22 protein-coding genes are annotated in these 15,967 nt (G+C 68.3%); all 22 read left to right on the top strand.

The annotated features are described in order from the left end of the window. Positions 1-537: 537 nt before the first annotated feature. Entirely contained in the window at positions 538-1,500 is a 963-nt protein-coding gene (locus MFF56_RS08545; protein ID WP_197430680.1) for a calcium-binding protein, read from the top strand. A gap of 446 nt (positions 1,501-1,946) precedes the next feature. Next, complete coding sequence (locus MFF56_RS08540) at positions 1,947-2,237, top strand: hypothetical protein (RefSeq protein WP_066924902.1); 291 nt, start codon at positions 1,947-1,949, stop codon at positions 2,235-2,237. Positions 2,238-2,311: 74 nt separating this feature from the next. Next, positions 2,312-2,917, top strand: a complete 606-nt coding sequence (locus tag MFF56_RS08535) for a hypothetical protein (RefSeq protein WP_066924900.1) — start codon at positions 2,312-2,314, stop codon at positions 2,915-2,917. A gap of 2 nt (positions 2,918-2,919) precedes the next feature. Beyond that, on the top strand, positions 2,920-3,141 hold the full coding sequence (locus MFF56_RS08530) for a hypothetical protein (RefSeq protein WP_066924898.1): 222 nt from the start codon (positions 2,920-2,922) through the stop codon (positions 3,139-3,141). A gap of 143 nt (positions 3,142-3,284) precedes the next feature. After that, the gene (locus MFF56_RS08525; protein WP_066924896.1) at positions 3,285-3,725 is read left to right on the top strand and encodes a hypothetical protein; all 441 of its coding nucleotides are present in this window, start codon (positions 3,285-3,287) and stop codon (positions 3,723-3,725) included. Continuing rightward, entirely contained in the window at positions 3,722-4,084 is a 363-nt protein-coding gene (locus MFF56_RS08520; protein ID WP_066924894.1) for a hypothetical protein, read from the top strand. Before MFF56_RS08525 ends, MFF56_RS08520 begins: the two co-directional genes overlap by 4 nt. A 99-nt stretch (positions 4,085-4,183) precedes the next feature. Continuing rightward, complete coding sequence (locus MFF56_RS08515; RefSeq protein ID WP_066924892.1) at positions 4,184-4,762, top strand: hypothetical protein; 579 nt, start codon at positions 4,184-4,186, stop codon at positions 4,760-4,762. After that, positions 4,746-6,617 carry a phage terminase large subunit family protein gene (locus tag MFF56_RS08510; RefSeq protein WP_238229935.1) on the top strand — a complete coding sequence of 624 codons (1,872 nt, stop codon included), beginning with the start codon at positions 4,746-4,748 and terminating at the stop codon, positions 6,615-6,617. The genes MFF56_RS08515 and MFF56_RS08510 overlap by 17 nt, the downstream gene beginning before the upstream one ends. 2 nt (positions 6,618-6,619) lie before the next feature. Beyond that, a complete protein-coding gene (locus tag MFF56_RS08505; RefSeq protein WP_066919554.1) occupies positions 6,620-6,868 on the top strand; it encodes a hypothetical protein in 249 nt (82 codons plus the stop codon). A 4-nt stretch (positions 6,869-6,872) separates the two neighbouring features. Beyond that, complete coding sequence (locus MFF56_RS08500; protein ID WP_156453539.1) at positions 6,873-8,402, top strand: phage portal protein; 1,530 nt, start codon at positions 6,873-6,875, stop codon at positions 8,400-8,402. Continuing rightward, the gene (locus MFF56_RS08495; protein ID WP_066919552.1) at positions 8,399-9,301 is read left to right on the top strand and encodes a S49 family peptidase; all 903 of its coding nucleotides are present in this window, start codon (positions 8,399-8,401) and stop codon (positions 9,299-9,301) included. Before MFF56_RS08500 ends, MFF56_RS08495 begins: the two co-directional genes overlap by 4 nt. A gap of 129 nt (positions 9,302-9,430) precedes the next feature. Further along, positions 9,431-9,958, top strand: a complete 528-nt coding sequence (locus MFF56_RS08490; protein ID WP_238229934.1) for a hypothetical protein — start codon at positions 9,431-9,433, stop codon at positions 9,956-9,958. Between the two features lie 13 nt (positions 9,959-9,971). Beyond that, on the top strand, positions 9,972-10,352 hold the full coding sequence (locus MFF56_RS08485; protein ID WP_066919548.1) for a head decoration protein: 381 nt from the start codon (positions 9,972-9,974) through the stop codon (positions 10,350-10,352). 3 nt (positions 10,353-10,355) lie between these two features. Further along, positions 10,356-11,387 (top strand): major capsid protein, encoded by a 1,032-nt coding sequence (locus tag MFF56_RS08480; RefSeq protein ID WP_066919546.1) that lies wholly within the window; start codon positions 10,356-10,358, stop codon positions 11,385-11,387. A gap of 11 nt (positions 11,388-11,398) precedes the next feature. After that, entirely contained in the window at positions 11,399-11,701 is a 303-nt protein-coding gene (locus MFF56_RS08475) for a hypothetical protein (protein ID WP_066919544.1), read from the top strand. After that, positions 11,701-12,114: a hypothetical protein gene (locus tag MFF56_RS08470; RefSeq protein WP_066919542.1), complete on the top strand. Its 414-nt coding sequence runs from the start codon at positions 11,701-11,703 to the stop codon at positions 12,112-12,114. Before MFF56_RS08475 ends, MFF56_RS08470 begins: the two co-directional genes overlap by 1 nt. After that, a complete protein-coding gene (locus MFF56_RS08465; protein ID WP_066919540.1) occupies positions 12,111-12,905 on the top strand; it encodes a hypothetical protein in 795 nt (264 codons plus the stop codon). Before MFF56_RS08470 ends, MFF56_RS08465 begins: the two co-directional genes overlap by 4 nt. Then, a complete protein-coding gene (locus tag MFF56_RS08460) occupies positions 12,902-13,555 on the top strand; it encodes a phage baseplate assembly protein V (RefSeq protein ID WP_066919538.1) in 654 nt (217 codons plus the stop codon). The genes MFF56_RS08465 and MFF56_RS08460 overlap by 4 nt, the downstream gene beginning before the upstream one ends. Before the next feature lie 14 nt (positions 13,556-13,569). Next, on the top strand, positions 13,570-13,764 hold the full coding sequence (locus tag MFF56_RS08455; protein WP_066919536.1) for a hypothetical protein: 195 nt from the start codon (positions 13,570-13,572) through the stop codon (positions 13,762-13,764). Positions 13,765-13,768: 4 nt separating this feature from the next. Then, positions 13,769-14,185 (top strand): GPW/gp25 family protein, encoded by a 417-nt coding sequence (locus MFF56_RS08450; RefSeq protein WP_197430468.1) that lies wholly within the window; start codon positions 13,769-13,771, stop codon positions 14,183-14,185. Between the two features lie 16 nt (positions 14,186-14,201). Next, positions 14,202-15,293 (top strand): baseplate J/gp47 family protein, encoded by a 1,092-nt coding sequence (locus tag MFF56_RS08445; protein ID WP_066919534.1) that lies wholly within the window; start codon positions 14,202-14,204, stop codon positions 15,291-15,293. Next, positions 15,293-15,958, top strand: a complete 666-nt coding sequence (locus MFF56_RS08440) for a phage tail protein I (protein WP_066919532.1) — start codon at positions 15,293-15,295, stop codon at positions 15,956-15,958. The genes MFF56_RS08445 and MFF56_RS08440 overlap by 1 nt, the downstream gene beginning before the upstream one ends. Positions 15,959-15,967: the final 9 nt, after the last annotated feature.

Here is a 15,967-nt window from a genome sequence, read left to right as displayed (position 1 = left end):
ATAAGGTGATTAAGATGTGTTGCTGCCAAGCAACATGCAGCGCTGTGCAGTGTAGGGCTATTTGAGCGTGACGGTTATTAAAAGTCGGCATTTGGTTCGCATCTCGGAGTTTCCCCAGCCAGGGATGGCTTGGCAGCAACGTCGGGTCTCTGTAATTTCTGATGGGTCAGCCCGCCAGATCATGCAGCGTGACGACCAGCGCCTCCGCAGCACGACCTCCCGCAGTCGGGGGGCCGGACAACGCTGGGCTCAATGGTTGCGGCTAAGGGCGTCGGGGCTAAGGGCTTGCTCGGTCGCCTCACGACCTAGCCACACCGCATCCGTCCGACTCCCCTCGACGATTGGCAGTCCGAGTTCGGTGCCGCCTGCCCGCGAATAGGCGCCGCTCCCAAAATGGGCGATCACATAGGCGAGCGTGGCGGGAATGTCGCACGGCCCGTTCGAGAGGCGGCCATCTCTGCTCGCCGTGGCATTATCCCTGGCCGGATTTCAACCTAAGCGCTAAGCGAGGCACGCAGAAGTTTAGGTAGACGTACCATGGCTGGCGACAACGCGAACCCGACCCTCTTGGGGCTCTCCTTTTCCAAGGTGATCAACGTCTCGACTGGGAGCAGCTCTGGCAGCATCACCGCCAGCGTTCGTGACGAAGGGTCTGGCGTCGAGCGCGTGTCCCTGCAACTTGGCCGGCCCCTAGCCCAGTGGGCAGGTTTCAATCTTCAGTGGATCGGCGTGAATGCCGAAACGCAAAGCCCTCTCAATGAAGGAGTGATCACGGGCGGGTTCAGCGTCTACTCGTTCGCGGCGCCTGGGCGCTACGACATCGTGGGCGCCACGGTCTACGACAACGTCGGTAATCAGGCCTACTACTCCGCCTCACAAGTCGCGAGCATGGCGGGGCAGGCTTACATCCTCGTCACCGATAGCCTGACCAACCCGAGCATCGACGATCTGATTCAGGGAACGCCCGCGGACGAGTTGCTGACAGGGCTCGATGGCGCCGATACCCTGTTCGGATTCGACGGGAGCGATCAGCTTTTTGGCAACAAGGGCGATGACGTCCTGTTCGGCAACCAAGGCTCTGACAGCCTGTACGGTGGTCAAGGCATCGACTTCGCCTATGGCGGCCAGGGCGATGACGAGGTCTACGGAAATTTCGGAGACGATTTCCTATTCGGCAACGCCGGCAACGACACGCTTTACGGTGGACAGGGCAGCGACTTCATCTACGGCGGCCAGGGTGACGACGTGATCTACGGAGATCGCGGCAACGACATCCTACGGGGCGATCGCGGCGCGGATCTCTTCGTCTTCGGCATCGATGCCGGTCAGGATCTGATAGGCGATTTCAACGCGGCCGATGGCGACCGGATCGATCTGGGTGGCAGGCCGTATCAGGTCCTGACATCGATGTGGGGCGAGACGCAGATTGGCTATGCGGGCGGCACCATCACGCTCGCCAACATCGTTCCGTCGCAGGTGAGTGCGAGCTGGTTCATCTAAAGCCAGAAGCACTACACCGTTTCTGGTCAGGGGGGCTGGCCTACAACGCACGCCGCCCTCCGAGAGCAACAAAATACCGCGACTAGCATTGCACGGCAAAGGTGATTCAGGTAAATCTACGAATGTAGCCGCCTGCTCTCTCGTGATGGGATTGACGTGGGCCGTTTCGGGGGCGGACAGCACCGCCTCTCCACTTTGGAGGCTGGTCCCCGAGAGCGTCCCGCGAGACGGGACGATTGCACAAGATCTTCGAGGAGGGCGCCATGTCCGCCCTGACCTTCATCGGCGACGGCCTCCTCGGCCGCTTCGCCAACCAACTCGCGGTGCTCGGGGCCGAAGCATATGCCGAAGCTCCATGACCTTGTTCGAGCCCCGCGCGTTGCGTGTGTGGAAGCAGCGAGGGTCGCCAGAGACGGATCGACCCATGCGGACACACAGGATGGGCTATGGCTGAGGTGATTCACGCCGGCTTTGGAGCAAGGCCCAATCCAAGCGATCCTCCGCTCCAAGTCTTCGGCCAAGCCGCAGGCCTGGAGGTTGCCCTGCGTCGGATCGAGGCCCCCTACGGTGATGAGCTTCAGGTCACCGTCGACGCCGAGGCACTATCCGTCCCGCGTGTGGTGGCCGTCGTTCTGGCGAATGCGGCTGGGGAGGACGAGGCGGATCGCATCGGCAAGGCCGTGCTGAAAGCCCTTCAGTACGCAGAGAGCCTGACGACCAGCACACCGGGAATGTGAGGCGGCCCGGGACTGCCCCGCGCCGATAGCCGCGCGTGTACCGAGAGGCAAAGAGGCAGCGGTCGAGGTTTCCCATGTCAGCCCTGACTTTCACCGGCGATGGCCTCATCCAGCGCTTCGCCAATCAGCTCGGGGTGCTCGGCGCCAACGCGCCGATCGCCCTGTCCCGCGCTCTCAACCACACGGGCGTGAAGGCGAAGACCCAGGTCATCCGCAACCTGACGAAGCAGACCGGCCTCAAGCGTTCGGTGATCGTGAAGGCCGTGAAGGTGAACCGGGCGACGGCAGCGGCCGAGCAGTTCGGGTACGGCGGGCGCCTCACCTACACGCTGAGCACCAAGGGCGGAGACATCAGCCTCAAGTTCTTCGACCCGAAGGAGGTGAAGGGCGGGGTCTCGGCCAAGCCCCGGGGGCGCCGCCAGATGTTCGCCGGTACCTTCACTCATGGCGGTCGCTTCCCGAACCGCGTCGGCCCCGTGATGGGCGGCCACGTCTTCAAGAACATCGACCCGAACCACGCGTGGCGGGGCAAGGCCGAGCTGCAGAACTCCGGCGTCTACATCCCGGACGAGATGCTGCAGGGCGCCACCGAGGCAGCGTTCATGCAGGTCATGGGGGCCGAGCTTGAGGCCCGTGTCGCCCACGAGATCGGACACCTGATGGGGATGCCGGGGCTCTGACGATGAACGGACCGCACGACGGGCGCACAGTCCTGCTGACCGAGATCTCGCGGCAGACCTACGAAGAGCAGGGCCTGCAGGCGCTCGGCAGCGATTGTGGGCTCTTCCTCGCAGTCGAGGACGTAGCTGCCACCACCCTCGACGTGCTCGCCAAGGTCCCCGCACACGGCGCCGATCGGCTGTGCGCCCTGATCGGCATCCAGACCGCAGGCGAGAGCTGCTGAGGCCAACGCCTCACCAAGCAATTCCCCGCAGCCACGGGGATGAGCGCGATGGAGTTCACCGAGCTTCATCGACCCCGGAGGAGCGCAAGCTCCCCCTGTGTTCGCGCCGGGCGTGGCTGTCCGGGCGTCGATGAGGACGATCCATGCAGCAGCTTGCAATCGACGACGAGATCCAGGGCGTGATCGTCACGCCTAAGGTGCTTGAGTTCGTGAGAGGCATTCAGAGCTCAAAGCTGGAGCTGACGAGCTACGAAGAAAACGGAAGCGACGCAGCAGACGAGCTGATAATGCGGCTTCGTGATGCGGAATGGGAAGAAACCTACTTTCGGGTCGGGCTTACTGAGTTGCTTGATAGCTTTCTCAAGAGCAACGACGACCGTGATCAAGACATAACCCCGTACGATGCCGAGTACGAGGCGAAGCGCCCAGGCAGCCACGCTGCGGACCTCGGGCACTGGAAGGCCTACTTGCTGGGCCGGAGGCTCAGGGAGGCCATCTCCGCTTGGAGAGAGAACGAGGCGAAGCTTACCTACGACGAGGCTGTCGCGCTCCTATCGTCATCTGACGGGATGCCAAGGCTGTGATCGCCAACGCGACAGACCGCAAGCACAGCTTGGCTGCCGCCTGCGCCGCTTACGGCATCTCGGTCTTGGCCGTGCGGAACTGGATCGCGCGAGGTCATCTCCCTGAGCTGAGCGGCGCAGGTACGGGCAACCATCTTCGGCTCACCGACAGAGAGGTGGCCATGCTCGTCGTGATCGCCGATCTCGTCCCAGACTACAGCCTTTCCGCAGCCTGCAGTCACGCCCGTAGGCTGGTCGCAGTCGAGCCTGATGACCTCGGGCTGAACATGATCCAGGTCGGGCAGGCAGGCTCCCTCGGTGTCAACGTCGCCCACCTGATGGATGAGCGGCGATCGAAGGCGATGGCCCGCGCGGCCTGAGGGGCACGGGTCCTCCGACGGCACCCCGCCCCCTTGCGGGCAGAGATGCTCCCGATTTTTGGCTCTCAGCAGCCCTGATTTTTGAGGTTCGCATTGGGTGTGAGCCGGCGCGAGTGCGCCAAGATCATCGGCGTCACCGAGGCCGCCATCCGGAAGGCGATCAAGACGGGCCGCGTCTCCGTGGAGGCCGACGGCACGCTGGATCCTGAGGCAGTTCGGGCGGCCTGGGTTCGATCGACAGACCCGGCGCGTACCGGGGTGCGCACCGGTTCGCAGGGTACGCAGACCCCATCCGAAGAGCCGGCGCCCACGGTCCTGGCCCAGGCGACGGTCGAGGCGCAACTGGCGACCACCCGGGTCCGCGCGATCCTGCGGGCCGAGGGCGTGGTGATCGCCGACGGCGAGGAGCTGACCTTCAACCACGCCAGGACGGCCGAGAAGATCGTCCAGACCTGGCAGCGGGATCAGGCCCACGCGAAGGAGGCCGAGCGCTTGATCGATGCCGAGGCCGCGGGCCGGCGCTGGGCCGACGAGACCGCGAAGCTGCGGGCCCGGCTCCTCGCGATCCCGGGCGACATCGCCCTGGAGCTGAGCCACCTCTCGAAGCACGACCTATCGGTGATCGACCGGGTCGTGCGGGATGTCATGACGGCCGGTGCCGGTGACGACGCTCCTTGACCGCACCGTCGCGGAGGCGTTGGCGAAGCTCCGGCCGCCGCCGCGCCTGCCTCTGTCGCAGTGGATCGAGCGCTACATGCGGCTGCCCGAGGGGCTGGCCGCCAAGCCCGGCCCGGTCCGCCTCTGGCCGTTCCAGCGCGAGATCGCGGATGCGATCACGGATCCGACCATCGAGCGGGTCACCGTCAAGAAGTGCGTGCGCGTCGGCTACACGACGCTGCTGACCGGGGCGACGGCGAGTTACGTTGCTAACGAGCCGGCGCCGATCCTGACCCTCCTCCCCACGGAGGACGACTGCCGGAACTACATCGTCTCGGACCTGGAGCCGATCTTCGACGCCACGCCGAGCGTCACCGGCATCCTCGCCACCGCGGCCGACGAGACCGGCCGCAACACCATCCGCCACCGCCGCTTCCCCGGCGGCTCTCTCAAGATCGTCGCCGCCCGCTCGCCGCGAAACCTCCGCGCCCATACCGTCCGGATCCTCCTCATCGACGAGGAGGACGGCATGGAGGTCACCAACGAGGGCGACGCGCTCGACCTCGCCATCAAGCGCACCCTCTCGTTCCCGAACCGCAAAATCATCCGCGGTTCGACGCCGACCGACGCCGACACCTCGACGATCTGCCGGGAGTACGAGGCCAGCGACCGGCGCATCTACGAGATCCGCTGCGTCGAGTGCGAGCAGTTCGCCGAGCCGAAGTGGGAGCACATCGAGTGGGAGAAGGAGCGCGACGCGCAGGGCGTCGTGACGGCCCACCGGACGAAGACCGCTTCCTGGGCCTGCCCGCATTGCGGCGTGCTGATCCCGGAGCGGTTCAAAGCCGAGATGGTCGCGAACGGGCGCTGGCGCGCCACGCGGCCGGAGGTCGAGGGCCACGCTGGCTTCGCGCTCTCGGCGCTGATCTCGCCCCACGTCAACGCGTCCTGGTCCGCTCTCGCGGCCGAGTACGTCGAAATCCACAACGACCCGGACCGCCTCCGGACCTTCCGCAACACGCTGCTCGGCGAGGGCTGGTCCGAGAGCGTCGACATGACGACCGCCGACGTGCTGGCCGCCAGGGCCGAGCCGATCGGCCTGAACGTGAAGATGCCGGACGGCGAGATGTTGGCGCTGCCCGAGGCCGTGCTGCTCCTCACCTGCGGTGTGGACGTGCAGCCCGATCGCCTGGAGGCGGTGATCTACGGCTGGGACCGTGAGGGCCGGGCCTACGCGCTCGGCCACTTCGTGATCTGGGGCAACACGCTGGAGGGCCACGTCTGGCGCGAGCTCGACGAGCTGCTGCTGCAGCGCTGGAAGCACCCGCTCGGCGGCGGCCTCGGCATTGAGGCGACCTGTGTGGACTCCGGCGACGGCGGCACGGTCGAGGCGGTCTACGCCTTCTGCTGGCCGCGGCTCCACCGGAACGTGCTGGCCATCAAAGGCGTCTGGGGTCGGCGCCCGGTGATCGAGGCGTCGAAGGGCAAGGTCTCGGGCGGCGCGATCGGCGGGCAGGGCCGGCTCTGGATCGTCGGCATCGACGAGGTGAAGCAGATCCTCTTCACGAAGCTCGCCCGCTACCCGGATCAGGTCCGGTTCTCGTCGAGCCTGTCGCTGTCTTGGTTCGATCAGCTGTGCGCCGAGCGGCGTGTCGTGCGGCGCGTCGGCGGCCGACCCACCCGCCGCTTCGAGCGGATCAAGAACGCTGCGGCCGAGGCACTCGACGCCACCGTCTACGCCTTCGCGGCGCGCTACGTGCTGCCGCCCGTCGACTTCGATGCCCGTGTCCGGCGCCTCGGTGAGACCGGCCCACGCCGGCCGCCACCGCCCCCACCCGCCCGCGCGGTCCGCCGCTCCTCCTACATGGGACGCTGAGCATGGCCGAACCCGTACAGACCCCGGAGGAGATCCGGGGTGAGATCGTCGCGCGGATTGCGAAGATCGACCGCCACCTCGCCACCGGCCTCACCGAGTCGCGCGAGGAGGACGAGCAGGCGAAGTGGGATCTCGGCCAGATGCGCCGCGAGCGCGCCGAGTTGCAGGCCAAGGTCGACGTGATGGACGGCGCGGTCCCGCGCGCCAACCGGGTGCGTTCGATCCGCGTCGTCGCGTCGAAGGGGTACTGAGCGCGTGGGCTTCCTGTCCCGCCTGTTCGGCGCTCCCGCCCAGGAGACCACCTCGGCCACCTTCGCCCCCGGGCTCGGCTACGAGGCGTCGCGCGCCTCGCGGCGCCTCGCGGGCTGGACGGCTGAGCGGGCGACGATCAACGCGTTGCAGGCGCGCGGCGGCGAGGTCCTGCGCGCCCGCGCCCGTCAGCTCGTCCGGGACAACCCCTACGCCTCGGCCGCGACCGAGGCCTTCGTCGCCGCAGCGGTTGGCGACGGGATCACGCCCTCGCCGGTACTGGCCGACAAGGACCTCAAGACCGCGCTGAAGGATGCGTGGCTGCGCTGGACCGACGAGTGCGACGCGGACGGCCTGACCGATCTCTATGGCCTGCAGGCCCTCGTCGCGCGCTCGCTCTTCGTCTCGGGCGAGGTCTTCATCCGCTTCCGCACGCGGCGGCCCGAGGACGGCCTGAGCGTGCCGCTCCAGTTACAGGTCATTGAGAGCGAGCAGCTGCCGCTCTCCTACGGGGTGATCCAGTCCCAGGTCGGCAACGAGGTACGGCACGGCATCGAGTTCGACCGCATCGGCCGCCGCGTCGCCTATCACTTCCTGAAGCGCCGCCCCGGTGAGGCCGAGATCGGTGGCGGCATCGGCGCCATCGAGCGCACCGTCGTGCCGGCGTCCGAGGTGCTCCACATCTACCGCCCCCTGGAGGCGGGCCAGATCCGTGGTCAGTCGCAGCTCACCCCCGCGATGGTGCGGCTGTACCTCCTCGACAGCTACGACGACGCCGAGCTCGACCGGAAGCGCACCGCGGCGATGTTCGCCGGCTTCATCACCAAGGCGGCTATCGGCGAGGCGCCCCCGGTCGCGATCCGCGAGGATGTGCTGGACCTGCTCGACACGGGCCCCCTGACAGCCCCAGACATCGAGACGGCGCTGGCCGATCTCGAACCCGGTACCCTGCAAGTCCTCAATCCGGGCGAGGACTTCAAGAACTCGAGCCCGGCCGACGTCGGCGGCTCCTACGAAGCCTTCATGTACCGCAACCTGCTCGCGATCGCGGCGGCCTGCGGCGTCCCCTACATCGCCCTGACCGAGGATCCCTCGAAGGGAAACTTCTCGTCTCAGCGCGGGATCGAACTGCAGCACAAGCGCCGGGTCTCGCAGTTCCAGCACCAGTGCCTCGTCTTCCAGATGTGCCGCCCGATCTGGGCGCGCTGGATCGAGACCGCCGCGCTGGCCGGTTCGATCCCCGGCCTCGGACCCACGCGCTTCACCCGCGAGCGGGCCGCCCTGTCGACCGTGAAGTGGCAGCCCCCGAAGTGGGATTGGGTCGATCCGCTGAAGGACCGCAAGGCCGACGAACTCGACATCGCCATGGGTGTCACCTCGCGCGACGACGTCATTGAGGCGCGTGGCGAGGATCCCGAGGAGGTCGATGCCCGCCGCAAGGAGGGCCAGGACCGCGCCGACGAACTCGGGATCCGCCCGCCGCCCGGCGCCCCCGCCGAGCCGCCGGAGCCGTCACCGCCCGGAGACGATGAATGACCGCAGCTCTGCGCGCCCTAACGGCCGAGCCCTGGGCCATCCGACCGGACTACCTGCAGTTCATGGCCTCGCTCGCCGCCCTCGATCGCGACGGGCGCGCGTCCCGGCGCTCGGCGGAGGGCGAAGACTGGTTCCGCCTCGATCTGCAGGCCGCGGCCGGGCCGACCGCGCAGCGCCTCGACGGCGCCCGCTACGCCATGCTCACCCGCGAGGGCGTTGCCATCGTGCCCGTGGTCGGCCCGATCTTCCCGCGTGCCAACCTGATGACGGAGATGTCCGGCACCGGCACCTCGGCCGCCATGCTCGGACGAGACCTGCAGCTCGCCCGTGACAGCGCCGACGTCGGCGCGGTGCTGCTGATGGTGGATTCGCCCGGCGGCTCGCCCACCGGCATCAACGCGCTGGCCGATCAGATCTACGCCATGCGTGGCAAAAAGCGGGTACTGGCCCACGTCACCGGCAGCTGCGCCTCGGCCGCGTACTGGCTCGCGTCGGCCGCGGGCGAGCTTGTCGTGGAGAAGACCGGCATCGTCGGCTCGATTGGCGTGGTAGCGGCGATCTCGAAGCAGGTCGAGCCGGACGCCTCCGGCAGCCTCGCCATCGAGATCGTCTCGTCCAGTGCGCCGAACAAGCGGCCCGATCCGCAGTCCGAGGAGGGCGCGGCCGAGATCCGTTCGCTGCTGGACAGCATCGAGAGCCAGTTCATCGCCGACGTGGCTCGCGGCCGGAAGACCACGCCAGCCCGGGTGCGCACCGACTTCGGCGCCGGCGGCGTGAAGGTTGGCGCCGACGCGGTGGCCGCCGGCATGGCTGACCGCGTCCAGACCTACGAACGCAGCTTCCGAGACCTCGCCCAGACCGCCGCCAACGAGCGCGTCGCGCGGGCCGTGAGGCCGTAGCCGCAAGCAGATCCCGGCTTCGGCCGGTACCGGGCGTCACCCGCGCCCCTCCCTGCCAGAAAAACGGAGACAGGAATGCCTGGCGATCTCGCTGGCCTTCGTCGCGATCGCGCGAGGGCTTCCGCACGCATGAACGAACTGGCGACCGCCGCGCGCGGCCGCTCCATGACCGACGACGAGCAGCGCGACTTCGACGCTTCTTCGCGGGAGGTGACCGACCTCGACGCGCGGATCACCGCCGCCGAGGCGGAGGCCGATCGCGGCCAGGGCACGACCGTGTCCCGCGCCGACGCCTCCGAGATCGCCAAGCTCTGTGTCGAGGGCGGCGTGCCGAGCATGGCGGCCTCGCTCCTCGCCGAGGGCGTGACCGTGGCTCAGGCCAAAGAGCGCATTGGCGCGGCCGAGCAGATCAACGACCTCGTCGCGCTGGCGCGCCGCCGGGACTCGTCGATCTCGGCCGAGCTCGGCGCCGAGCTGATCGCCGGGGGCAAGACCGTCGAGCAAGCCCGCGCCGCGCTCTTCGAGAAGCTCGTCGCGAACGACGAGAAGACCTCGATCTCGTCCCACAAGCCCGCCGCTGGCGACGCGGGCCGGGGGGCGACCCAGCCCGTCGATCTCGTCGCCGACATGAAGCGCCGCCACGGCGTCAAGGCCTGAGGAGGATCGTTCGATGGCTCTGAAGTCTCTCTCCTATAAGACCGATGCCGACGTCGTGAAGAACGAGGGTCGGGGTCGCATCAGCCGCGACGAAGGCATTCTCGCCAGCGGCTCCGGCATCCTTCGGCCCGGCCGGGTGCTGGGCCGCATCGCCGCGTCCAGCAAGCTCGTCCCGCTCGCGCCGGCCGCGAGCGACGGATCGCAGACCGCCGCCGCGGTCCTCCTCGAGAACGTCGATGCGACCAGCGCCGACCAGCGCGTCGTCATCCTCGCCCGCCACGCCGAAGTGGTGCTCCAGGCCCTGGAGTGGCCTGCCGGCATCAACGCAACCCAGCAGGCGGCCGCCCTGGCCGCTCTCGAAGCCAAGGGCGTCGTCGCCCGCATGGGGGTCTGACCGATGGCCACGCCGCTCGATCTTCTCAACGCGCCCGAGTTCGCCGACGACCGGCTGACCGAGAGCATCAACATCCCGCAGTACGCGACCGGTCGTCCGGCGCAGCTCGGGATCTTCACCGATACGCCGATCAACACGACCTACGCCCGCATCGCGATCGAGGAGGGCGAAATCACGATCATCCCGGCCCGCGAGCGCGGCGGACCCGGCAACAAGAACATGGGCATCGATCGCCAGGAAGCCCTGGTCCGGATCCCGCACTTCCCGCTCGACGACGCCATCACGCCGTCCGACCTGCAGAACCTGCTCGTCTACGGCAACGGCTACGTCCTGCAGACGCTGGCCAACGTCTACAACGGGAAGCTGGAGGCGATCCGGGCGAAGCACGACGCCACGCACCACCACCTCGACTGGGGCGCCCTGAACGGCCTGGTGGTCGATGCGTCCGGCCGAGTGCTCTGCGACCTGTTCGAGACCTTCGACATTACGCAGAGCGTCGTCGACTTCGACCTCGACAACACCGCGACCGACGTGGCCGCTAAGAACCGCGCGCTGAAGTCGATCATCCGGAAGGCCCTGCGCGGCCAGCCGGCGAGCGGCGTGCGCGTGCTGGCCGGTAGCGAGTTCTTCGACCGCTACGTCGGCCATACCAGCGTGCGGGAGGCGCTGAAGGCCTACGCCGGCCCGACGCCGAACCCGGCCCGCGACGATGTCGCCGACAGCTTCGTCTTCGCCGGCCTGACCATCGAGCGCATCGACGAAGATTTCCGCTACCGGCAGGCGGACGGCACCTTCGTCACCCGCGAAGCCGTCGGCGAGAACGACGCCATCGCGATCCCGCTCGGTACCCCGCTGTTCAAGCGCTACGTGGCGCCGCCGGACAGCATCCAGGAGGCGAACATCGCCCCCTCCACCAAGGTGTTCGTCTCCACCGACCTGCTGCCGCACGGCAAGGGTCAGGAGATCCACACCGAGTCCAACGTGCTCCCGATCTGTCTGCGCCCGGACGTGATCGTGAAGCTCACCCGCACCTGAGGGAGGCCGGCATGTACGTGCGCATCAAGAAGGCCTTCGAGTACCGCAACGAGCGGGGCGAGAAGATCACCGCGCCGCGCGGCTGGATCGGCGAGCTGCCGGAGGAGCACGGCAAGGCCGCGCTCGCCTCCGGCCATGCCGTTCCGGGAGATCCGCGAGCGCTGCCCGGGGAGCCGCCGGTCGGCGACGAGCCGGATCTCGACGCGATGACTCGCGCCGAGCTCGACAAGCTCGCAGCCGAGCGCGGCATCGACGTGTCGAAGGCCAAGAACAAGGACGAGGTGATCGCGGCTCTGCGGAGCTCGGCCGCCTGATGACACTCGCCTCGGGACTGGCTGAAGCGCGGCAAGCCGCCCTCGACAGCTTCCGGGGCGAGCGCGTCCGCATTCTGCCGCAGGCCTCCGCAGGCTGGCGCGGCAAGGGCGGCGCAGACCCGATCCGGGAGGTCCGGGAGATCGTCGGGCGCTACCGGGCCAAGCCGGTCACGGGCGAACTGGAGGGCAACCGCGAGGGCTCGAAGTTCCAGAGCATGACGCGGATCGCCACCACCGCCCACACCATGCGGATCTCGCCGGGCGAGCTCGTGAAGCTCGGCTACGCGCTGCAGGCGAATGATCGCGTGGTGCTGCTCGACCGCACCGACACGCCGACCTTCACCATCGTGCGAGCCGGCCTTCGCGACAGCGGCGAGGCCTCGCTGGAGCTAACGAGCGGGGCGCCCAAGTGAGCATCGTCGCCTACGCTATCCGTACCTGTCTCGGCGCCGCCCTTGTCGACCGCACCCTCGCCGAGGGGCGGGTCTACGACTCCGCGGTCCAGCCGATCGCCGAGATGATCAAGCCCGGCGTGAAGCCGTTCCTCGTCGTCTCCACCGACGACGAGAAGATCAGCTTCCCGAGCAAGCGCTGGGAGCTGCTCGACGCGGACCGCACCATCAACGTGGTGGTTGAGGTCGCCGTCGGCGGCCTGACGCAGGTCGAGGTGCCGGCCGAGCAGGGCGGCGGCACGGCCCTGCGCCTCGATATCCCGCACACCGACGAGGGCCTGGAGACCTCGCTCAACATGATCGGCCGCCAGATCTGGCGTGAGATCGCAGTAGGCGGCCCCTGGTCGGACCTGCTGAAGGAGTTCGCGTGCTGGCCCAAGGAGGGCGCGGTCACCCGCGGCGCCAACACCGAGCAGGGCGTGCGCTACGCCGCCCGGCAGTACGTGTTCGAGTGCGGCACGATCCCGGAGCCCGAGTTCGGCACCGAGCCGGAGGGCCCGTTCGCGACCCTGCTCGAGATGATGGCGGCCGACGAGCGCTTGGCCGACGACGTCCGGCTGGTCCGAAGCATGATCATCGGCGACTTGCTCCCGGATTGGCACCGAGCGCAGATCGAGCTCGGCCTGACCAACCGCTCCTACCGCGCCCTCGGGCTCGGCCCGCTGTTCCGCGAGGTCGGTGAGCCGCTCGCGCAGCGCTTCACCTACAACATGGCCGGCCGGTCGCCGCTCATCATCCAGGCCGCGCCGTGAGCGACTTCGACGAGCTGCTCCGCTGGGTGCAGGCCCTGAGCCACGAGCTTCAGGAGGTGAAGCACGTCCAGGCCAACACGGTCCGGGTCGGCACGATCCAGAAGGCGGACGCGCAGAAGGGCTACCAGATCAACTTCGGGAACGACGCCGAGGGCAAGCCGATCCCGAGCCCGTGGTTTCCGCACCCGGAGCAGGGCGGCACGCACAAGACCTGGCAGCCGATGCCCGAGGGCCAGATCGTCTACGCGATCTGCCCGGGCGGCGATCCGCGCCAGGGCTTCATCGTGCCGAAGGGTGGGTTCTCCGACCAGAACAAGCAGCCGTCCGAGAAGCTTGACGAGCACGTCGAGACCTACGGCGACAAGTTCCGCAAGGTCACGAACAAGGACGGCGTGACCTATTCCTGGGGCGACAAGACTTCGTACAAGTTCGGCAAGGACGGCATCATCCACACGGTGGACGGTGTCAGCCACACGATCACGAAGGACGGCATCGTCCAGAAGACTGAGGGCGCGGCGGTCGAGCTGACCAAGGACGGCACCACCTTTAAGGACGGCGCGGTCAAGCACGACGACCGCAGCATCGGCAAGGGCCACGTCCACAGCGGCGTGCAGAGCGGCGCCGCCAAGACCGGCCAGCCGGATCCCTGAGCAGGAGCAGCACCATGACGAAGACCCGCTATCGGGTTGGTGAGACCGCCAACCTCGACGCCTTCCCGCATGGCACGAAGGTCGGCGACGTGATCGAGCTGACCGAGGCCGAGGCGCTCTACGAGCGCGACATGGGCCGGATTACGCCGGTCGAGGAAAAGGCGTCCGCGCTCGCCCCGGCCGCGCAGAAGCCGGACCGCGCCCGGTAGCACCGTGACCTCATACGGCCTGAACCGCTTCACCGGACAGCCCCTCACCGGCTGGGAGCACACGCTGCAGTCGGTGGACGTGATCTTCGAGACCGAGATCGGCGATATGATCACGTTGCGCACCTTCGGGGGCGGCTTGCGCCGCCTTCTCGGCCGCCGGATCACGCCCAACCTGCTCGCGCTCGCGTCCGCCGTCTTTGCGCTGTCGATCGTGATCTGGGAACCGCGCCTGCGCGTCGTCCGCGTCAGGGTCGCGCCGTCCGACGAGGAGGTCCGCGTCGGCACGGTGAGCTTCGTCATGCAGGTCGCCTACCGCCCGAACGGGCATCTCGGCGACCTGACCGAGGAAGCCGCACTCCGCTTCATCGGCATCGGGGTCAACGGCGACGGCAGCCTGTTCTTCGACGAGCTTCCGATCTGAGCGGGGAGACGCGGCTATGGCTCTGACCCCGACGCCCGTTACGGCGCGCTTCGCTGCGCCGGCGCTGCTCAAGCTCGGACCTCCTCCCGCCTTGGCGGCGCAGGCCTTCGACACGCTCCTCGACACCTCCAAGGCGAGGCTGCTCGCTGAGATGGCGGCGGCGGGCATCGCCTACGACGTCGCGAATGTGGACTCCGATCCCGCGGTGCGCGTCACCCGCGTGGCCGTGCACCGCACGGTTCTACGCCGCCAGATGATCGACGAGGCCGTGGCGCAGACCTTCCTCGGGTCGGCCACGGGACCGATGCTCGATCAGCGCGCGGCCGATTACATGACCGTGCGCCGTTCGATCGCCTCCGAGGATCCGACGCTGGTCCTGGAGCCGAACGTTCGGCCCGACGACGTCCCGCCGCTCTGGACGTGGCAGCCTTACATGGAGGCCGCCGGCATCCTCGCCGCCTGGTACGAGGACGACGAGTCGCTGCGCTCCTCCGCCCTGCTCGCCTGGGAGGCCCTCTCGGTGGCCGGGCCGAAGGGGGCTTACGCCTACCATGCGGGTCAGGCGCATCCGAACGTCCTCGTCCGCGGCGTCGGCGTCTATGGTCCCGAGGACGGCTTTGTGCCCGCCGGCGAGGTCTACGTCGTCGTACAGTCGAACCTTCCCGGCGGCGTGCCCTCGGCGGGCGTCCTCGACGCGGTCGCGCGGCGCCTCGATGCCTTCTTCGTCATCGACGAGACCGGCGCGGTCCGCGTCCGCACCGCGCGCGACGCACAATCGGTGCGCCCGCTCGGCGCCAAGGTCTCGGTGATGGCGAACCAGCCGCTGACCTACGGCGTGGCCGCGACCCTCTACATACCGGCTGGCGCCGATGCCGATGCTCTGCTTGCACAGGCGCGGGCCAACCTCGCCGCCTACGAGGTGTCGCAGCAATATTCGGGCGTCGCGCGCACGCTCTCAGGGTTAGAGACAGCGCTGTCCTGCGCGAACGCCGATGGGCTCCCGACAATACCCAACGTGGTCGTGTCGCAGCCACCAACCGATCTTGCGGTCGCCTACAACCAGATCGCCATCCTGGGCGACGTCTCCCTCACGGTCGAGATCGTGTGATGTGGTGGCGCGCCGTCTTCGAGCCGATCTGGACGGTCTCGCTCCTCCCGCCGGGCGCGACGGATTGGGAGCGCGCCATCGACGCGGTCGATGCCGACCTCGTCGCTCGCGATCCCGTGGGCTTGATCCCGACCGCGCGGCTCGCTGCGACCTGCCCCGAGCCGTGGCTGCCTCACCTCGCCGCCGAGCGCTCGGTCGACGCCTACTCCTCCGGGTGGTCGATTGCGCAGCGGCGCGAGGCAGTCGCGGGATCCTTCGCCTATCACCGGGTCAAGGGCACACGCCCAGCCCTCGACCTGGCGCTGCGCCCCTTCCAGTTCGGGATCACCATCGTCGAGTGGTTCGAGGCGCCCTCGTACCGCCAACCCTACACCTTCGACCTTGCCGTAGACCTCGGCACGGATCTGCCCTGGTACGCCGCAGATTTCTCCCGGCTCGTGGCGACCGCGAACGCGGCCAAGAACGCGCACACCAAGCTGGATCGGGTGCGGCCCGCCCGGCGGTCGAGCGGGAGCGCCTTCATCGGCGCCGTGCCGTCCACCCGGCGCCGGCTCGCGATCTACCAGGCGCTCAAGATCCTCACGCTCACGCCGCCGCCCAGCCTGACCTTCGTCGGCGGCGGCCTGTTCCTGCGCCGTACCCTGCGCATCACCTCTCCGACCTGACGGGACGCC

The organism is Methylobacterium hispanicum, from assembly GCF_022179285.1.
Lineage (GTDB): Bacteria > Pseudomonadota > Alphaproteobacteria > Rhizobiales > Beijerinckiaceae > Methylobacterium > Methylobacterium hispanicum.
The sequence above is the reverse complement of the archived record's forward strand: the minus strand, read 5'-3'. Positions and strand labels throughout refer to the sequence as shown.